The sequence below is a fragment of the Pseudomonas sp. V98_8 genome (assembly GCF_029967975.1).
Taxonomy (GTDB): domain Bacteria; phylum Pseudomonadota; class Gammaproteobacteria; order Pseudomonadales; family Pseudomonadaceae; genus Aquipseudomonas; species Aquipseudomonas umsongensis.
The window spans coordinates 16,730-34,772 of record NZ_JASCAE010000082.1 but is presented as its reverse complement, the minus strand read 5'-3'; the positions used below and the strand labels follow the sequence as shown (position 1 = coordinate 34,772).

Sequence of the window (18,043 nt, the reverse complement as noted above, 5' to 3'; positions counted from 1 at the left end):
AATGCAATACAATCTCACCAGGATCGACCCCGATGCTCCTAACGAGCAGTATCCGATCGGCCAGCGGGAAACCGTTTCCGATCCGTTAGAAGATCAAGTCCACAAAAACATTTTCATGGGCAAGCTCGAAGACGTGCTTAACGGCACGATCAACTGGGGGCGCAAGAACTCCCTGTGGCCGTATAACTTCGGTCTTTCGTGCTGCTACGTGGAAATGACCACCGCCTTCACGGCGCCCCACGACATCGCGCGCTTCGGCGCCGAAGTTATCCGGGCATCGCCGCGCCAGGCGGATTTCATGGTTATCGCCGGTACCTGCTTCATCAAGATGGCGCCGATCATTCAGCGTCTCTACGAGCAAATGCTCGAGCCTAAATGGGTCATCTCCATGGGTTCGTGCGCCAACTCCGGTGGCATGTACGACATCTACTCCGTCGTTCAAGGGGTGGACAAGTTCCTGCCCGTGGACGTCTACGTGCCTGGCTGCCCGCCCCGCCCTGAAGCTTTCCTGCAAGGCCTGATGCTGCTGCAGGAGTCGATTGGCCAGGAGCGTCGCCCACTTTCCTGGGTCGTTGGCGATCAAGGCGTGTATCGCGCCGAGATGCCGTCCGAAAAGGAAAAGCGCCGCGAACAGCGTATTCAGGTAACCAACCTGCGCAGCCCCGACGAAGTCTGATCCAGTTCTGCTGTTTCAAAGAAACGAAAAACTGGCTTCATTCTTTACGTTGACCGAAAGCGATAAATAACCATGACTACAGGCAGTGCTCTGTACATCCCGCCTTATAAGGCAGACGACCAGGATGTGGTCGTCGAACTGAACAATCGTTTTGGCCCGGAGGCGTTCACCGCCCAGCCTACCCGCACCGGCATGCCGGTGCTTTGGGTTGCCCGCGCCAAGCTGGTCGAAGTCCTGACCTTCCTGCGCAACCTGCCCAAGCCGTACGTCATGCTCTATGACCTGCACGGCGTGGACGAGCGCCTGCGCACCAAGCGTCAAGGGCTGCCGAACGGCGTCGACTTCTCCGTGTTCTATCACTTGATGTCGATCGAGCGTAATAGTGACGTAATGATCAAGGTCGCCTTGTCCGAGAGCGACCTCAGCTTACCGACCGTCACCAGCATCTGGCCCAACGCCAACTGGTACGAGCGTGAAGTCTGGGACATGTACGGCATCGACTTCAAAGGCCACCCGCACCTGTCGCGCATCATGATGCCGCCGACCTGGGAAGGTCACCCGCTGCGCAAGGACTTCCCGGCCCGTGCCACCGAGTTCGACCCGTTCAGCCTGACCCTGGCCAAGCAACAGCTCGAGGAAGAAGCCGCGCGCTTCAAACCGGAAGACTGGGGCATGAAGCGTTCCGGCCCGAACGAGGACTACATGTTCCTCAACCTGGGTCCCAACCACCCTTCGGCGCACGGTGCGTTCCGCATCATCCTGCAGCTGGACGGCGAAGAGATCGTCGACTGCGTTCCGGACATCGGCTACCACCACCGTGGCGCCGAGAAGATGGCCGAGCGTCAGTCCTGGCACAGCTTCATCCCGTACACCGACCGTATCGACTACCTCGGCGGCGTGATGAACAACCTGCCGTACGTGCTCTCGGTCGAGAAGCTGGCCGGCATCAAGGTACCTGAGAAGGTCGACGTCATCCGCATCATGATGGCCGAGTTCTTCCGGATCACCAGCCACCTGCTGTTCCTGGGTACCTACATCCAGGACGTTGGCGCCATGACCCCGGTGTTCTTCACCTTCACCGACCGCCAGAAGGCGTACACGGTGATCGAAGCCATTACCGGTTTCCGCCTGCACCCGGCCTGGTACCGCATCGGTGGCGTCGCCCACGACCTGCCGCGTGGCTGGGAAAAACTGGTCAAGGATTTCGTCGAGTGGATGCCCAAGCGCCTGGACGAATACCAGAAAGCCGCACTGGACAACAGCATCCTGCGTGGCCGGACCATCGGCGTCGCCGACTACAACACCAAGCAAGCCCTGGAATGGGGCGTCACCGGTGCCGGCCTGCGTGCCACCGGTTGCGACTTCGACCTGCGTAAGGCGCGCCCGTACTCGGGCTACGAAAACTTCGAGTTCGAAGTGCCGCTGGCGGCCAATGGCGATGCCTACGACCGTTGCATCGTGCGCGTGGAAGAAATGCGCCAGAGCATCAAGATCATCGACCAGTGCCTGCGCAACATGCCGGAAGGCCCGTACAAGGCGGATCACCCGCTGACCACGCCGCCGCCGAAAGAGCGCACGCTGCAGCACATCGAGACCTTGATCACGCACTTCCTGCAAGTTTCGTGGGGCCCGGTCATGCCGGCCAACGAATCCTTCCAGATGATCGAAGCGACCAAGGGCATCAACAGTTATTACCTGACGAGCGATGGCGGCACCATGAGCTACCGCACCCGGATTCGTACCCCAAGCTTCCCGCACCTGCAGCAGATCCCTTCGGTGATCAAAGGCAGCATGGTCGCGGACTTGATCGCGTACCTGGGTAGTATCGATTTCGTTATGGCCGACGTGGACCGCTAAGCATGAACAGCACGCTTATCCAGACAGACCGTTTCACCTTGAGTGAAACCGAGCGCTCGGCCATCGAGCACGAGTTGCATCACTACGAAGACCCGCGCGCGGCGTCGATCGAAGCCCTGAAGATCGTCCAGAAGGAACGTGGCTGGGTGCCGGACGGCGCCTTGTACGCCATCGGCGAGATCCTCGGCATCCCGGCCAGCGACGTTGAAGGCGTGGCAACGTTCTACAGCCAGATCTTCCGTCAGCCAGTGGGCCGTCACATCATTCGCGTCTGCGACAGCATGGTCTGCTACATCGGCGGCCACGAGTCGGTGGTCAGCGAAATCCAGAGCAAACTCGGCATCGGCCTGGGTCAAACCACCACCGACGGCCGTTTCACCCTGCTGCCGGTCTGCTGCCTCGGCAACTGCGACAAGGCGCCGGCGTTGATGATCGACGACGACACATTCGGTGATGTGCAGCCAGCAGGCGTTGCCAAATTGCTCGAGGGCTACGTATGACCCTGACTTCCTTCGGTCCGGCCAACCGCATCAAGCGTTCGGCCGAGACTCACCCGCTCACCTGGCGCCTGCGTGACGACGGCGAAGCCGTATGGCTCGACGAATACCAGGCCAAGAACGGTTACGCCGCTGCGCGCAAGGCTTTCGCCGAGATGGCCCAGGACGACATCGTCCAGACCGTGAAAGACTCCGGCCTTAAAGGCCGCGGCGGTGCTGGCTTCCCCACTGGCGTGAAGTGGGGCCTGATGCCAAAAGACGAATCCATCAACATCCGCTACCTGCTGTGCAACGCGGATGAAATGGAACCCAACACCTGGAAAGACCGCATGCTGATGGAGCAACTGCCCCATCTGCTGATCGAAGGAATGCTGATCAGTGCCCGCGCCCTGAAAACCTACCGTGGCTACATCTTCCTGCGTGGCGAATACACCACCGCCGCCAAGCACCTGAACCGTGCCGTGGAAGAAGCCAAGGCAGCCGGCCTTTTGGGTAAAAACATCCTGGGTTCGGGTTTTGATTTCGAACTGTTCGTCCACACCGGTGCCGGGCGCTACATCTGCGGTGAAGAAACCGCACTGATCAACTCCCTCGAAGGCCGCCGCGCCAACCCGCGCTCCAAGCCGCCCTTCCCGGCCGCCGTTGGCGTGTGGGGCAAGCCGACCTGCGTAAACAACGTTGAAACCCTGTGCAACGTGCCGGCGATCATCGCCGACGGCGTGGACTGGTACAAATCGTTGGCTCGCGAAGGCAGCGAAGACATGGGCACCAAGCTCATGGGCTTCTCCGGCAAGGTCAAGAACCCTGGCCTGTGGGAACTGCCGTTTGGCGTCACCGCTCGCGAGCTGTTCGAAGACTATGCTGGCGGCATGCGCGACGGTTACAAGCTCAAGGCCTGGCAACCTGGCGGTGCCGGTACCGGCTTCCTGTTGCCGGAACACCTGGACGCACAAATGTACGCCGGCGGCATCGCCAAGGTGGGCACCCGTATGGGTACCGGTCTGGCCATGGCGGTGGACGACAGCGTCAACATGGTGTCCCTGCTGCGCAACATGGAGCAGTTCTTCGCCCGCGAATCCTGCGGCTTCTGCACCCCTTGCCGCGATGGCCTGCCATGGAGCGTCAAGCTGCTGATGGCCATCGAGAACGGTGAAGGGCAAGCCGGCGATATCGAGACCCTGCTGGGCCTGGTCGGCTTCCTCGGCCCAGGCAAGACCTTCTGTGCTCACGCACCGGGTGCCGTGGAGCCGTTGGGCAGCGCCATCAAATACTTCCGCCACGAGTTCGAAGCCGGCATCGCGCCCATCAGCGCCGCCGTCCCGCCTCTGGCAAGGCCGATCGTAGTCGGCGCGTAAATGCTTAAACAAGGCGAAGGGTCCGTGCCCTTCGCTGTTCGTGCGATGACGCCTTTATCGGCTGTGTTGATTCGCGCGGATAACAAGATTCCATTAGCCACGCCCGCTGACACCGGGCCAACGAAGAACTTTGAACCATGGCCACTATCCACGTAGACGGCAAAGCGCTCGAAGTCGATGGGGCAGACAACCTGTTACAGGCATGTCTGTCTCTGGGCCTCGATATTCCGTATTTCTGCTGGCACCCTGCCCTCGGCAGCGTTGGCGCTTGCCGCCAGTGCGCGGTCAAGCAGTACACCGACGAGAACGACACCCGTGGTCGTATCGTCATGTCCTGCATGACCCCTGCCACCGACGGCACCTGGATCTCCATCGACGATGAAGAGTCCAAGGCATTTCGCGCCAGCGTTGTTGAATGGCTGATGACCAACCACCCTCACGACTGCCCGGTCTGTGAGGAAGGCGGTCACTGCCACCTGCAAGACATGACGGTAATGACCGGCCACAACGAGCGCCGTTACCGCTTCACCAAGCGTACCCACCAGAACCAGCAACTGGGCCCGTTCATTTCCCACGAGATGAACCGCTGCATCGCTTGCTACCGCTGCGTGCGCTTCTATAAAGACTACGCTGGCGGCACCGACCTCGGCGTATTCGGCGCCCACGACAACGTGTACTTCGGTCGCGTTGAAGACGGCGTGCTGGAAAGCGAGTTCTCCGGCAACCTGACCGAGGTCTGCCCGACCGGTGTGTTCACCGACAAGACTCACTCCGAGCGCTACAACCGCAAGTGGGACATGCAGTTCTCGCCAAGCATCTGCCATGGCTGCTCCAGCGGGTGCAACATCTCCCCGGGTGAGCGCTACGGTGAACTGCGTCGTATCGAAAACCGCTACAACGGTTCGGTGAACCAGTACTTCCTGTGCGACCGTGGCCGTTTCGGCTATGGCTACGTCAACCGCGAAGACCGCCCACGTCAGCCCCTGCTGGCCAATGGCGCCAAGCTGAGCCTCGACGAAGCCCTGGATAAAGCCGCCGACCTGCTGCGCGGTCGCAACATCGTCGGTATCGGTTCGCCCCGCGCCAGCCTCGAAAGCAACTACGCGTTGCGCGAACTGGTCGGTGCCGAGCACTTCTACTCCGGTATCGAAGCTGCCGAGCTGGAACGCATCCGTCTGGTCCTGCAGGTGCTGAACGACAGCCCGCTGCCTGTGCCGAACATGCGCGACATCGAAGACCACGACGCCGTGTTCGTCCTCGGTGAAGACCTGACCCAGACTGCTGCCCGTATGGCCCTGTCCCTGCGTCAATCGGTCAAGGGCAAGGCCGAAGACATGGCTGACGCCATGCGCGTCCAGCCTTGGCTCGACGCTGCGGTGAAGAACATCGGCCAGCACGCGCTGAACCCGCTGTTCATCGCCAGCCTGGCTGAAACCAAGCTCGACGACATCGCCGAAGAGTGCGTACACGCCGCTCCCGACGACCTGGCCCGCATCGGTTTCGCCGTGGCTCACGCCCTCGACGCCAGCGCTCCGGCCGTCGAAGGCCTGGACGCCGAAGCCCTCGATCTGGCCAAGCGCATTGCCGACGCCCTGCTCGCGGCCAAGCGCCCACTGATCATCGCCGGCACCTCCCTGGGTTCCAAAGCCCTGATCGAAGCTGCCGCGAACATCGCCAAGGCCCTTAAGCTGCGCGAGAAGAACGGTTCCATCAGCCTGATCGTGCCAGAGGCCAACAGCCTCGGCCTGGCCATGCTCGGTGGCGAATCGGTCGATGCAGCCCTCCAAGCGGTGATCGACGGTAAGGCCGACGCCATCGTCGTGCTGGAAAACGATCTGTACACCCGCACTGACAAGGCCAAGGTCGACGCTGCCCTGAACGCCACCAAAGTGCTGATCGTGGCTGATCACCAGAAGACCGCTACCAGCGATCGCGCGCACCTGGTCCTGCCAGCCGCCAGCTTCGCTGAAGGCGACGGCACCCTGGTTAGCCAGGAAGGTCGCGCCCAGCGCTTCTTCCAGGTGTTCGATCCGAAGTACATGGACGCGAGCATCCTGGTTCACGAAGGCTGGCGCTGGCTGCATGCCCTGCGTGCGACCCTGCTGAACCAGCCGATCGACTGGACCCAACTGGACCACGTCACCGCTGCCGTGGCTGCAAGCACGCCGCAATTGAACCGCATCGTCGATGCCGCTCCGTCCGCCGCGTTCCGCATCAAGGGCATGAAACTGGCCCGTGAACCGCTGCGTTACTCCGGTCGTACCGCCATGCGCGCCGACATCAGCGTGCACGAACCGCGTACCCCGCAGGACAAGGACACCGCGTTCGCGTTCTCGATGGAAGGTTACTCGGGCTCGGCCGAACCGCGCCAGCAAGTGCCATTCGCCTGGTCTCCGGGCTGGAACTCGCCGCAAGCCTGGAACAAGTTCCAGGACGAAGTCGGTGGTCACATCCGTGCTGGCGACCCGGGCACCCGCCTGATCGAAAGCACCGGTGATTCGCTGAACTGGTTCGCCAGTGTTCCACGCGCGTTCAACCCGGCCCCGGGCACCTGGCAGGTCGTGCCGTTCTTCCACCTGTTCGGCAGCGAAGAGAACTCTTCGAAAGCCGCGCCGGTCCAGGAACGCATTCCGGCCGCCTACGTCGCCTTGGCCAAATCCGAAGCCGACCGCCTGGGTGTCAACGACGGCGCCATGCTGAGCTTGAACGTGGCTGGCCAGACCCTGCGTCTGCCGCTGCGCATCAACGAAGAACTGGGCGCGGGCCTGGTGGCCTTGCCTGCGGGCATCGCCGGCATTCCGCCAGCGATCTTTGGTAAATCCGTTGACGGTCTGCAGGAGGCAGCTCAATGACCTTGTTCACTCCTGAAGTGATCGACGTGATCATCGCGGTCCTCAAGGCCGTGGTGATCCTGCTCGCCGTGGTGGTTTGCGGCGCCCTGCTCAGCTGGGTCGAGCGTCGTCTGCTCGCTCTCTGGCAGGACCGTTACGGTCCGAACCGCGTTGGTCCGTTCGGCGCGTTCCAGATCGCCGCCGACATGATCAAGATGTTCTTCAAGGAAGACTGGACGCCTCCATTCGCCGACAAGATGATCTTCACCCTGGCACCGGTCGTGGCCATGAGCGCGCTGCTGATTGCCTTCGCGATCATCCCGATCACCCCGACCTGGGGCGTGGCGGATATCAACATCGGCATCCTGTTCTTCTTCGCCATGGCCGGTCTGTCGGTCTACGCGGTGCTGTTCGCCGGCTGGTCGAGCAACAACAAGTTCGCCCTGCTGGGCAGCTTGCGGGCCTCGGCACAGACCGTGTCGTACGAAGTGTTCATGGGCCTGTCGCTGATGGGCATCGTGATCCAGGTGGGCTCGTTCAACATGCGCGACATCGTTGAATACCAGGCGCAGAACATGTGGTTCATCATTCCGCAGATCTTCGGTTTCCTGACCTTCTTCATCGCTGGCGTCGCCGTGACTCACCGTCACCCGTTCGACCAGCCGGAAGCGGAGCAGGAACTGGCCGACGGTTACCACATTGAATACGCCGGCATGAAATGGGGCATGTTCTTCGTCGGCGAGTACATCGGCATCGTGTTGATTTCGGCGCTGCTGGTGACCTTGTTCTTCGGTGGCTGGCACGGTCCGTTCAACATCCTGCCGCAGATCCCGTTCATCTGGTTCGCACTGAAAACCGCGTTCTTCATCATGATGTTCATCCTGTTGCGCGCTTCGATCCCGCGCCCACGGTATGACCAGGTGATGGATTTCAGCTGGAAGTTCTGCCTGCCGCTGACCCTCGTCAACATGCTGGTGACCGCTGCGATCGTGTTGCTCAACACGCCCGCCGTCGCGGCTCAGTGAGGATAGAGAATCATGAAGTACATATTTGACATCGTGCATGGCTTCTACACCCAGCTTCGCAGCCTGGTGATGATTTTCGGCCACGCCTTCCGCAAGCGCGACACGCTGCAGTACCCGGAAGAGCCGGTCTACCTGCCGCCGCGCTACCGTGGCCGTATCGTTCTGACCCGCGACCCCGACGGCGAAGAGCGTTGCGTCGCCTGCAACCTGTGCGCCGTGGCGTGCCCGGTCGGTTGCATCTCGCTGCAGAAAGCTGAAACCGAAGACGGTCGCTGGTACCCGGACTTCTTCCGCATCAACTTCTCGCGCTGCATCTTTTGCGGCCTCTGCGAGGAAGCCTGCCCGACCACCGCGATCCAGCTCACGCCGGATTTCGAAATGGCCGAGTTCAAACGTCAGGACCTGGTTTACGAGAAAGAAGATCTGCTGATCTCCGGCCCCGGCAAAAACCCTGATTACAACTTCTATCGTGTTGCAGGTATGGCGATTGCCGGTAAGCCGAAGGGCTCCGCGCAGAATGAAGCCGAACCGATCAACGTGAAGAGCTTGCTGCCTTAAGGAAGAAAGATGGAATTCGCTTTCTATTTCGCATCGGGTATCGCTGTGGTGTCCACGCTTCGCGTGATCACCAACACCAACCCTGTGCACGCCCTGCTCTACCTGATCATTTCGCTGATTGCCGTGGCGATGACGTTTTTCGCCCTCGGCGCGCCGTTTGCCGGTGTCCTGGAAGTGATCGCCTACGCTGGCGCCATCATGGTGCTGTTCGTGTTCGTGGTGATGATGCTGAACCTTGGCCCGGCCTCGGTTCAGCAAGAGCGCGTCTGGCTCAAGCCCGGTATTTGGGGCGGCCCGGTCGCCCTGGCTGCGCTGCTGCTGGTGGAACTGCTGTATGTGCTGTTCTCCCACCAGACCGGTGAGGCCGTCGGCCACACCACCGTAGACGCCAAGGCCGTGGGCATCAGCCTGTTCGGCCCGTACCTGCTGGTGGTCGAACTCGCCTCGATGCTGCTGCTTGCCGCAGCCGTCACGGCGTTCCATTTGGGCCGTAACGAAGCCAAGGAGCAATGACGATGCCTGCTATCCCCATGGAGCATGGTCTGGCGGTCGCCGGCATCCTGTTCTGCCTCGGTCTGGTCGGCCTGATGGTCCGCCGCAACATTCTCTTCGTGCTGATGAGCCTGGAGGTCATGATGAATGCCTCCGCCTTGGCTTTCATCGTGGCCGGTAGCCGTTGGGCGCAGCCGGATGGACAGATCATGTTCATCCTGGTGATCAGCCTGGCAGCCGCCGAGGCCAGTATCGGCCTGGCGATCCTGTTGCAGCTGTACCGCCGCTTCCACACTCTCGATATCGACGCTGCCAGCGAGATGCGCGGATGAATCTTCTCTATCTGACTTTCGTATTCCCTCTCATTGGTTTCCTGCTGCTGTCGTTCTCCCGTGGACGCCTCTCGGAAAACCTCTCGGCGCTGATCGGCGTCGGTTCCGTCGGCTTGTCTGCCATCGTCGCGGCTTATGTGATCTGGCAGTTCAACGTCGCGCCTCCTGAAGGCGGCCACTACACCCTGGTGCTGTGGCAGTGGATGGCGGTGGAAGGCTTCACGCCGAACTTCGCGCTGTACCTGGATGGTCTGTCCCTGACCATGCTCGGTGTGGTGGTTGGCGTGGGTTTCCTGATCCACCTGTTCGCGTCCTGGTACATGCGCGGTGAAGCCGGTTACTCGCGCTTCTTCGCCTACACCAACCTGTTTATCGCCAGCATGCTGTTCCTGGTGCTGGGCGATAACCTGTTGTTCCTGTACTTCGGCTGGGAAGGCGTGGGCCTGTGCTCGTACCTGTTGATCGGTTTCTACTACAGCAACCGCAACAACGGCAACGCCGCGCTCAAGGCCTTCATCGTGACCCGTATCGGCGACGTGTTCATGGCCATCGGCCTGTTCATCCTGTTCGCCCAACTGGGCACGCTGAACGTCCAGGAACTGCTGGTGCTGGCACCGCAGAAATTCCAGGCCGGCGACTTCTGGATGGTCATGGCCACCCTGATGCTGCTGGGCGGCGCTGTCGGTAAATCCGCGCAACTGCCGCTGCAAACCTGGCTGGCGGATGCGATGGCCGGTCCTACCCCGGTTTCGGCACTGATCCACGCCGCAACCATGGTGACCGCGGGCGTCTACCTGATCGCCCGTACCCACGGCCTGTTCACCCTGGCGCCGGAGATCCTGCACCTGGTCGGCATCGTCGGCGGTGTGACCCTGGTGCTGGCAGGTTTTGCCGCCCTGGTTCAAACCGACATCAAGCGTATCCTCGCCTACTCGACCATGAGCCAGATCGGCTACATGTTCCTGGCCCTGGGCGTTGGCGCCTGGGACGGCGCGATCTTCCACCTGATGACCCACGCCTTCTTCAAGGCGCTGTTGTTCCTTGCCTCCGGTGCGGTGATCGTTGCCTGCCACCACGAGCAGGACATCTTCAAGATGGGCGGCCTGTGGAAGAAACTGCCCCTGGCCTACGCCAGCTTCATCGTTGGCGGTGCGGCCCTGGCGGCCCTGCCACTGGTGACCGCAGGTTTCTACTCCAAGGACGAAATCCTCTGGGAAGCGTTCGCCAGCGGCAACCACGGTCTGCTCTACGCAGGTCTGGTCGGCGCGTTCATGACCTCGCTGTACACCTTCCGCCTGATCTTCATCGCGTTCCACGGTGAAGCGAAGACCGAAGCCCACGCCGGTCACGGCATTGCCCACTGGCTGCCGCTGTCGGTGCTGATCGTATTGTCCACCGCCATTGGCGCGATGATCGTTCCACCACTGCACGGCGTACTGCCGCAAAGCGTTGGCCATGCCGGCGGCGAAGCCAAGCACAGCCTGGAAATCGCCTCGGGCGCCATCGCCCTGTCCGGTATCCTGCTGGCTGCGCTGCTGTTCCTCGGCAAGCGTCGCTTCGTCACCGCCATCGCCAACAGCGGCATCGGCCGTTTCCTCTCGGCCTGGTGGTTCGCTGCCTGGGGCTTCGACTGGATCTACGACAAACTGTTCGTCAAGCCATACCTGGCGATCAGCCACATCCTGCGCAAAGACCCACTGGACCAGACCATCGGCCTGATCCCGCGCATGGCCAAAGGCGGTCACACCGCCCTGAGCCGTACCGAGACGGGTCAACTGCGTTGGTATGCCGCCTCGATGGCTGCTGGTGCCGTGCTGGTAATCGGCGCCGTCGTGCTGGTAGCGGTCTGATATGAACCTTGCGAACTTGCGAAAGGAATTGAGCCCGTCATGATTCTGCCTTGGCTAATCCTGATCCCCTTCATCGGCGGCCTGCTGTGCTGGCTGGGTGAGCGCTTCGGCGCCACCCTCCCCCGCTGGATTGCGCTGATCACCATGTCCCTGTTGCTCGCCCTCGGCCTCTGGCTGTGGGCTAACGGCGACTATTCGTTTGCCCCGGCGCCTGGCGCCGATCCGACCTGGGCGCTTGAGTTCAAGCACGTCTGGATCCAGCGCTTCGGCATCAACGTGCACCTGGCCCTCGACGGCCTGTCGCTGTTGATGATCATGCTGACCGGCCTGCTGGGTGTCCTCTCGGTACTCTGCTCGTGGAAAGAGATCCAGCGTCACGTGGGCTTCTTCCACTTGAACCTGATGTGGATCCTGGGCGGTGTCGTCGGCGTGTTCCTGGCCCTCGACCTGTTCATGTTCTTCTTCTTCTGGGAAATGATGCTGGTGCCGATGTACTTCCTCATCGCGCTCTGGGGTCACAGTTCTTCGGACGGCAAGAAAACCCGGATCTACGCGGCGACCAAGTTCTTCATCTTCACTCAGGCTTCCGGCCTGATCATGCTGGTGGCGATCCTGGGCCTGGTACTGGTCAACTTCAACGACACCGGCGTGATTACGTTCAACTACGCCGACCTGTTGAAAACCAAGATGTCGACCACCACCGAGTACATCCTGATGCTCGGCTTCTTCATCGCCTTCGCGGTGAAGCTGCCAGTCGTACCGTTCCACTCCTGGTTGCCTGACGCTCACGCCCAGGCGCCGACCGCAGGTTCCGTGGACCTGGCCGGTATCTTGCTGAAGACCGCTGCCTACGGCCTGCTGCGTTTCGCCCTGCCGCTGTTCCCGAATGCGTCGGCCGAGTTCGCGCCGTTCGCCATGACCCTGGGTCTGATCGGGATCTTCTACGGCGCGTTCCTGGCGTTCGCGCAAACCGACATCAAGCGTCTGATTGCCTTCTCGTCCGTTTCCCACATGGGCTTCGTACTGATCGGCATCTATTCCGGCAGCCAACTGGCGCTGCAGGGCGCGGTGATGCAGATGCTGGCGCACGGCCTGTCGGCGGCGGCACTCTTTATCCTCAGCGGCCAGCTGTACGAGCGTACCCACACTCGCGACATGCGCGAGATGGGCGGCCTGTGGTCGAAGATCGCCTACCTGCCGGCCCTCAGCCTGTTCTTTGCAGCGGCGTCGCTGGGCCTGCCGGGTACCGGTAACTTCGTCGGTGAGTTCCTGATCCTGATCGGCACCTTCCCGATCGCGCCATGGGTCACCATCATCGCGACGTCCGGCCTGGTGTTCGGTTCGGTCTACTCGCTGATCATGATCCACCGTGCGTACTTCGGCCCGGCCAAGTCGGATGCGGTGCTGCATGGCATGGACGGTCGCGAAATGATCATGGTGGTCGGCCTGGCAGCGCTGCTGGTCTACATCGGCGTCTACCCGCAACCGTTCCTCGATACCTCTGCCGCTACGATGCATGGCGTGCAGCAATGGCTCGGCACCGCCTTCACTCAACTCGCTTCGGCCCGGTAAGAGCGCTATGGAATTCACGACTCAACACTTTATCGCGCTAGCGCCGTTGTTGATCACCAGCGCCACGATCATCGTGGTGATGCTGGCGATTGCCTGGCGCCGCAACCACTCCCAGACCTTCCTGCTGTCGGTGGCGGGTCTGAACCTGGCTTTGCTGTCGATCCTGCCAGCCCTGAAAGTCGCGCCCCTGGCCGTGACGCCATTGCTGCAGATCGATACTTTTGCCTGCCTGTACATGGCGCTGATCCTGGTCGCCACCCTCGCTTGCGTGACCCTTGCCCACGCCTACCTCGGCGATGGCGGTTCGGGTTACCCGGGCAACCGTGAAGAACTGTACCTGCTGATCCTGATGGCCGCCGCCGGCGGCCTGGTCCTGGTCAGCGCACAGCACCTGGCAGGCTTGTTCATTGGCCTGGAACTGCTCTCGGTACCGGTCTACGGCCTGGTGGCCTATGCCTTCTTCAACAAGCGCTCGCTGGAAGCCGGTATCAAGTACATGGTGCTGTCGGCTGCCGGTTCCGCGTTCCTGTTGTTCGGCATGGCGCTGCTGTATGCCGACTCCGGCTCCCTGAGCTTCGTCGGTATCGGCCAGGCCCTGGCGGCCACCGGCCTGCCAAGCTCGCTGGCACAACTGGGCCTGGGCATGATGCTGATCGGCCTGGCGTTCAAACTGTCGCTGGTACCGTTCCACCTATGGACCCCGGACGTCTACGAAGGTGCGCCCGCGCCGGTTGCAGCGTTCCTGGCAACGGCCTCCAAAGTCGCGGTGTTCGCGGTGATGGTGCGTCTGTTCCAGATCTCGCCAGCGGCGAGCAGCGGTGTACTGAGCGACGTGCTGACCATCATCGCCATCGCGTCGATCCTGTTCGGTAACCTGTTGGCGCTGACCCAGAGCAACCTCAAGCGTCTGCTGGGTTACTCGTCCATTGCTCACTTCGGTTACCTGCTGATCGCCCTGGTGGCGAGCAAGGGCCTGGCCGTGGAAGCCATCGGCGTATACCTGGTCACCTACGTGATCACCAGCCTTGGCGCCTTCGGCGTGATCACCCTGATGTCCTCGCCGTACAACGGCCGTGACGCCGATGCCCTGTACGAATACCGCGGCCTGTTCTGGCGCCGTCCGTACCTGACCGCCGTACTGACCGTGATGATGCTGTCCCTGGCCGGTATCCCGCTGACCGCGGGCTTCATCGGCAAGTTCTACATCATCGCCACCGGTGTCCAGTCGCAACAATGGTGGCTGGTCGGCTCCCTGGTACTGGGCAGCGCCATCGGCGTGTTCTACTACCTGCGCGTCATGGTCACCCTGTACCTGATCGAACCGAACCTGCGTCGCCACGATGCGCAACTGCACTGGGAACAACGTGCAGGCGGCGTGATGCTGCTGGCCATCGCGGTACTGGCGTTCTTCCTCGGCCTGTATCCACAGCCGCTGTTGAACCTGGTACAGCAATCGGGTCTGGCGGGTTGATCGCTTAAGCGACACTCGGTAGTAAACGGAAACGGCACCTTCGGGTGCCGTTTTTGTTATTGAGTCAACCTCAAAAGATCGCAGCCTTCGGCAGCTCCTACATTGGAACGAGGTACACCCTGTAGGAGCTGCCGAAGGCTGCGATCTTTTAACCTTCATACATTTGACCGTCCATTAGATATCGATTGCCAGAGACGGCCTCTTCGCGAGCAAGCCCACTCCCACAGTTGATCTGCAGTGACCACAAAACTTGAGTCCGACGCCGATCTAATGTGGGAGCGGGCTTGCTCGCGAAGAGGCCTTATCAGACACAAATGGAAACGGCACCTTCGGGTGCCGTTTTTGTTATTGAGTCAACCTCAAAAGATCGCAGCCTTCGGCAGCTCCTACATTGGAACGAGGTACACCCTGTAGGAGCTGCCGAAGGCTGCGATCTTTTAACCTTCATACATTTGACCGTCCATTAGATATCGATTGCCAGAGACGGCCTCTTCGCGAGCAAGCCCACTCCCACAGTTGATCTGCAGTGACCACAAAACTTGAGTCCGACGCCGATCTAATGTGGGAGCGGGCTTGCTCGCGAAGAGGCCTTATCAGACACAAATGGAAACGGCACCTTCGGGTGCCGTTCGCATTTCACCTACCAAACTTTTACTTACGCGCCGCCTCCCACGACTTCAGCAGCTCGGCATAACTCACGGTTTCACCCTGCGGTTTCTCGTTTGCCAGTTTCGGTTTCGGGGCGCCCGGTTGGTCGAACCAGTACTGCGCGTCGCGCTCGGGGTTCATTTTCGGGGCGCAGGTGGCTTGGGCCTTCGAGCGTTCCAACCGGGACATGATTGCGTCCTGGTCCTTGGCCAGGCCGTCGAGTGCCTGTTGTGGGGTTTTTTCGCCGCTGGCGGCTTCGGCGATGTGGCTCCACCACAGTTGCGCCAGGCGTGGATAGTCCGGCACGTTGGTCCCGGTTGGGGTCCATTGCACGCGGGCCGGGCTGCGGTAGAACTCCACCAGGCCGCCGAGTTTCGGTGCCAGGTCGGTCATGGCCTGCGAGTTGATGTCCGATTCGCGGATCGGGGTCAGGCCGACGATGGTTTTCTTCAGCGACACGGTTTTGGAGGTCACGAACTGCGCGTACAGCCAGGCTGCCAGTTTCTGCTTCTCAGGCGTGGACTTCATGAACGTCCAGGAACCCACGTCCTGATACCCCAGCTTCATGCCCTCCTCCCAGTACGGTCCGCGTGGCGACGGTGCCATGCGCCATTTCGGCGTGCCATCGGCGTTCATCACTGCCAGGCCCGGCTTGGTCATGTCGGCGGTGAAGGCGGTGTACCAGAAGATCTGCTGGGCGATGTTGCCCTGGGAAGGCACCGGCCCGGACTCGGAAAAGGTCATGCCCGCCGCTTCCGGTGGTGCGTATTTCTTCATCCAGTCCACGTATTTGGTGGTGGCGAACACTGCCGCCGGGCCGTTGGTGTCGCCACCGCGTGTCACGCTGGAGCCGACCGGATGGCAATCCTCGACCCGGATACCCCATTCATCCACCGGTAGGCCGTTGGGAATGCCCTTGTCGCCACCACCGGCCATGGAGAACCAGGCGTCAGTGAAGCGCCAGCCCAGGGACGGGTCTTTCTTGCCGTAGTCCATGTGCCCGTAGACACGCTTGCCGTCGATTTCCTTGACGTCTTCGCTGAAGAACTTGGCGATGTCTTCATAGGCCGACCAGTTCACCGGTACACCCAGCTCGTAGCCGTACTTTTCCTTGAACTTGGCCTTGAGGTCCGCACGTTCGAACCAGTCGGCGCGGAACCAGTAAAGGTTGGCGAACTGCTGGTCAGGCAATTGATAGATCTTGCCGTCCGGCGCGGTGGTGAAGGAGATGCCGATGAAGTCCTTGATGTCCAGGGTCGGCGAGGTGAAGTTCTTGCCCTCGTTGGCCATCAGGTCGGTGATCGATTCGGTCTTGCCGTATCGAAAGTGCGTACCGATCAGGTCCGAGTCGTTCACCCAGCCGTCATAGATGTTCTTGTCCGACTGCATCTGCGTCTGCAGCTTTTCCACCACATCGCCTTCCTGCAGCAGGTCGTGGGTCAGCTTGATTCCGGTGATTTCGCTAAAGGCCTTGGCCAGCACCTTGGACTCGTATTCGTGGGTGGCGATGGTTTCCGACACCACCTTGATGCTCATGCCGCGAAACGGCTCCGCTGCCTTGATGAACCACTTGAGCTCCTCGAGTTGCTGATCGGCCGTCAGGGTCGACGGCTTGAACTCACTGCCGATCCATTTCTTCGCGGCGTCTTCGTAGGCATCGGCCCAGGCAGATGCGCTCAAACCGCTGAGTGCCAGCATGGCTGCCAATGAAATGCTATGTCGCAGCTTATTGTTTTTGTCGAACATAGAGACCTCCTTATTGAGTTTCGGAGCAACATTGCCGAGCGATTCGACTAGCCCCAACGCATCACCACCAACAGCCACACCAGGGACAACGCGAAGGCGACCCAGATGCTCCAGTCGGTCACGCCGATTACCAGCAAATGCAGGTAGGCGCTGCCGAGAAGACCGATGAACAACCGATCGCCACGGGTGGTGGCAATCGGCAAAAAACCTCGTCGCAATATGCTCGGCGAACGCAATTCCCAAGTCGTCATGCCTACGAGGATCAAGGCAATGACGCTGAAGAACGCCGCCGTGGGGACAGTCCAACTCATCCATTCCATCATCAGTTCCTCATACCCGGCCCAGGGCAAAGCCCTTGGCCACGTGGTTGCGAACAAACCAGATCACCAGCATGCCCGGCAGGATGGTCAACACCCCCGCCGCCGCCAGCACGCCCCAGTCGATGCCGGATGCCGAGACCGTGCGGGTCATCACCGCCGCGATGGGCTTGGCGTTTACCGAGGTCAGGGTTCGCGCCAGCAACAGTTCGACCCAGGAAAACATGAAGCAGAAAAACGCCGTGACGCCGATGCCGGAGCCGATCAGCGGGATGAAAATCTTCACGAAGAACTTGGGAAAACTGTAGCCGTCGATGTAGGCGGTTTCGTCGATTTCCTTGGGAACGCCCGACATGAAGCCTTCGAGAATCCACACCGCGAGTGGCACGTTGAACAGGCAGTGCGCCAGGGCTACGGCGATGTGGGTGTCGAACAGGCCGATCGATGAATACAGCTGGAAGAACGGCAACAGGAACACCGCCGGCGGTGCCATGCGATTGGTCAGCAACCAGAAGAACAGGTGCTTGTCGCCCAGGAAGCGGTAGCGCGAGAACGCGTAGGCCGCCGGCAATGCCACGGTCAGGGAGATGATCGTGTTCAGGCTCACGTAGTACGCCGAGTTGATGTAACCGGTGTACCAACTCGGGTCGGTGAAAATCACCTTGTAGTTGGCCAGGGTGAAATCCTGTGGGAAAAGTGTCAGGCCGCCGAGGATTTCGCTGTTGCTCTTGAAGGACATGTTCAGCAGCCAGTAGATCGGCACCAGCAGGAACAGGATGTAGATCAGCAGTGGTACAAGCTTTCTCATGCTCATGA

General features: G+C 60.9%; 15 protein-coding genes. 12 read left to right on the top strand and 3 right to left on the bottom strand.

Features of this window, described 5'->3' with window-relative positions; genetic code table 11:
* Window position 1 precedes the first annotated feature (1 nt).
* The 12 genes from QLG10_RS24890 to nuoN all read left to right on the top strand — a co-directional run bounded on the left by QLG10_RS24890 (window position 2) and on the right by nuoN (window position 14,516).
* Entirely contained in the window at window positions 2-676 is a 675-nt protein-coding gene (locus QLG10_RS24890) for an NADH-quinone oxidoreductase subunit B (RefSeq protein WP_007970441.1), read from the top strand.
* A 72-nt stretch (window positions 677-748) separates the two neighbouring features.
* The gene (gene nuoC, locus QLG10_RS24885; RefSeq protein WP_110754327.1) at window positions 749-2,533 is read left to right on the top strand and encodes an NADH-quinone oxidoreductase subunit C/D; all 1,785 of its coding nucleotides are present in this window, start codon (window positions 749-751) and stop codon (window positions 2,531-2,533) included.
* Window positions 2,534-2,535: 2 nt separating this feature from the next.
* Window positions 2,536-3,033 carry an NADH-quinone oxidoreductase subunit NuoE gene (gene nuoE / locus QLG10_RS24880; RefSeq protein ID WP_008053447.1) on the top strand — a complete coding sequence of 166 codons (498 nt, stop codon included), beginning with the start codon at window positions 2,536-2,538 and terminating at the stop codon, window positions 3,031-3,033.
* Window positions 3,030-4,385 (top strand): NADH-quinone oxidoreductase subunit NuoF, encoded by a 1,356-nt coding sequence (gene nuoF, locus QLG10_RS24875; protein ID WP_110754329.1) that lies wholly within the window; start codon window positions 3,030-3,032, stop codon window positions 4,383-4,385. Before nuoE ends, nuoF begins: the two co-directional genes overlap by 4 nt.
* 137 nt (window positions 4,386-4,522) lie before the next feature.
* Window positions 4,523-7,237: an NADH-quinone oxidoreductase subunit NuoG gene (gene nuoG, locus QLG10_RS24870; protein ID WP_188264985.1), complete on the top strand. Its 2,715-nt coding sequence runs from the start codon at window positions 4,523-4,525 to the stop codon at window positions 7,235-7,237.
* Window positions 7,234-8,241: an NADH-quinone oxidoreductase subunit NuoH gene (gene nuoH, locus QLG10_RS24865; protein WP_110754333.1), complete on the top strand. Its 1,008-nt coding sequence runs from the start codon at window positions 7,234-7,236 to the stop codon at window positions 8,239-8,241. Before nuoG ends, nuoH begins: the two co-directional genes overlap by 4 nt.
* Before the next feature lie 9 nt (window positions 8,242-8,250).
* Entirely contained in the window at window positions 8,251-8,799 is a 549-nt protein-coding gene (nuoI, locus tag QLG10_RS24860; RefSeq protein ID WP_032831797.1) for an NADH-quinone oxidoreductase subunit NuoI, read from the top strand.
* A gap of 9 nt (window positions 8,800-8,808) precedes the next feature.
* Window positions 8,809-9,312 (top strand): NADH-quinone oxidoreductase subunit J, encoded by a 504-nt coding sequence (gene nuoJ, locus QLG10_RS24855; protein WP_008061982.1) that lies wholly within the window; start codon window positions 8,809-8,811, stop codon window positions 9,310-9,312.
* A 2-nt stretch (window positions 9,313-9,314) separates the two neighbouring features.
* Complete coding sequence (gene nuoK, locus QLG10_RS24850; RefSeq protein ID WP_007946416.1) at window positions 9,315-9,623, top strand: NADH-quinone oxidoreductase subunit NuoK; 309 nt, start codon at window positions 9,315-9,317, stop codon at window positions 9,621-9,623.
* Entirely contained in the window at window positions 9,620-11,473 is a 1,854-nt protein-coding gene (gene nuoL / locus QLG10_RS24845) for an NADH-quinone oxidoreductase subunit L (RefSeq protein ID WP_110754335.1), read from the top strand. The genes nuoK and nuoL overlap by 4 nt, the downstream gene beginning before the upstream one ends.
* A 39-nt stretch (window positions 11,474-11,512) precedes the next feature.
* Complete coding sequence (nuoM, locus tag QLG10_RS24840) at window positions 11,513-13,045, top strand: NADH-quinone oxidoreductase subunit M (RefSeq protein WP_110754337.1); 1,533 nt, start codon at window positions 11,513-11,515, stop codon at window positions 13,043-13,045.
* Between the two features lie 7 nt (window positions 13,046-13,052).
* The gene (nuoN, locus tag QLG10_RS24835; protein WP_020799549.1) at window positions 13,053-14,516 is read left to right on the top strand and encodes an NADH-quinone oxidoreductase subunit NuoN; all 1,464 of its coding nucleotides are present in this window, start codon (window positions 13,053-13,055) and stop codon (window positions 14,514-14,516) included.
* Between the two features lie 651 nt (window positions 14,517-15,167).
* Here the strand turns inward: nuoN and QLG10_RS24830 are convergent.
* The 3 genes from QLG10_RS24830 to QLG10_RS24820 are packed head-to-tail and all read right to left on the bottom strand — an operon-like array spanning window position 15,168 to window position 18,041.
* A complete protein-coding gene (locus QLG10_RS24830; protein WP_110754339.1) occupies window positions 15,168-16,910 on the bottom strand; it encodes an ABC transporter substrate-binding protein in 1,743 nt (580 codons plus the stop codon).
* 47 nt (window positions 16,911-16,957) lie between these two features.
* Window positions 16,958-17,230 (bottom strand): DUF2160 domain-containing protein, encoded by a 273-nt coding sequence (locus QLG10_RS24825; protein ID WP_020801178.1) that lies wholly within the window; start codon window positions 17,228-17,230, stop codon window positions 16,958-16,960.
* Between the two features lie 10 nt (window positions 17,231-17,240).
* The gene (locus QLG10_RS24820) at window positions 17,241-18,041 is read right to left on the bottom strand and encodes a carbohydrate ABC transporter permease (RefSeq protein ID WP_008061967.1); all 801 of its coding nucleotides are present in this window, start codon (window positions 18,039-18,041) and stop codon (window positions 17,241-17,243) included.
* Between the last annotated feature and the right edge of the window lie 2 nt (window positions 18,042-18,043).

Bases quoted from the DNA above. Each gene is read 5' to 3' on its own strand.
- QLG10_RS24890 (WP_007970441.1), top strand. From the start codon at position 2: ATGCAATACAATCTCACCAGGATCGACCCCGATGCTCCTAACGAGCAG.
- nuoC (WP_110754327.1), top strand. From the start codon at position 749: ATGACTACAGGCAGTGCTCTGTACATCCCGCCTTATAAGGCAGACGAC.
- nuoE (WP_008053447.1), top strand. From the start codon at position 2,536: ATGAACAGCACGCTTATCCAGACAGACCGTTTCACCTTGAGTGAAACC.
- nuoF (WP_110754329.1), top strand. From the start codon at position 3,030: ATGACCCTGACTTCCTTCGGTCCGGCCAACCGCATCAAGCGTTCGGCC.
- nuoG (WP_188264985.1), top strand. From the start codon at position 4,523: ATGGCCACTATCCACGTAGACGGCAAAGCGCTCGAAGTCGATGGGGCA.
- nuoH (WP_110754333.1), top strand. From the start codon at position 7,234: ATGACCTTGTTCACTCCTGAAGTGATCGACGTGATCATCGCGGTCCTC.
- nuoJ (WP_008061982.1), top strand. From the start codon at position 8,809: ATGGAATTCGCTTTCTATTTCGCATCGGGTATCGCTGTGGTGTCCACG.
- nuoK (WP_007946416.1), top strand. From the start codon at position 9,315: ATGCCTGCTATCCCCATGGAGCATGGTCTGGCGGTCGCCGGCATCCTG.
- nuoL (WP_110754335.1), top strand. From the start codon at position 9,620: ATGAATCTTCTCTATCTGACTTTCGTATTCCCTCTCATTGGTTTCCTG.
- nuoM (WP_110754337.1), top strand. From the start codon at position 11,513: ATGATTCTGCCTTGGCTAATCCTGATCCCCTTCATCGGCGGCCTGCTG.
- nuoN (WP_020799549.1), top strand. From the start codon at position 13,053: ATGGAATTCACGACTCAACACTTTATCGCGCTAGCGCCGTTGTTGATC.
- QLG10_RS24830 (WP_110754339.1), bottom strand. From the start codon at position 16,910: ATGTTCGACAAAAACAATAAGCTGCGACATAGCATTTCATTGGCAGCC.
- QLG10_RS24825 (WP_020801178.1), bottom strand. From the start codon at position 17,230: ATGGAATGGATGAGTTGGACTGTCCCCACGGCGGCGTTCTTCAGCGTC.
- QLG10_RS24820 (WP_008061967.1), bottom strand. From the start codon at position 18,041: ATGAGCATGAGAAAGCTTGTACCACTGCTGATCTACATCCTGTTCCTG.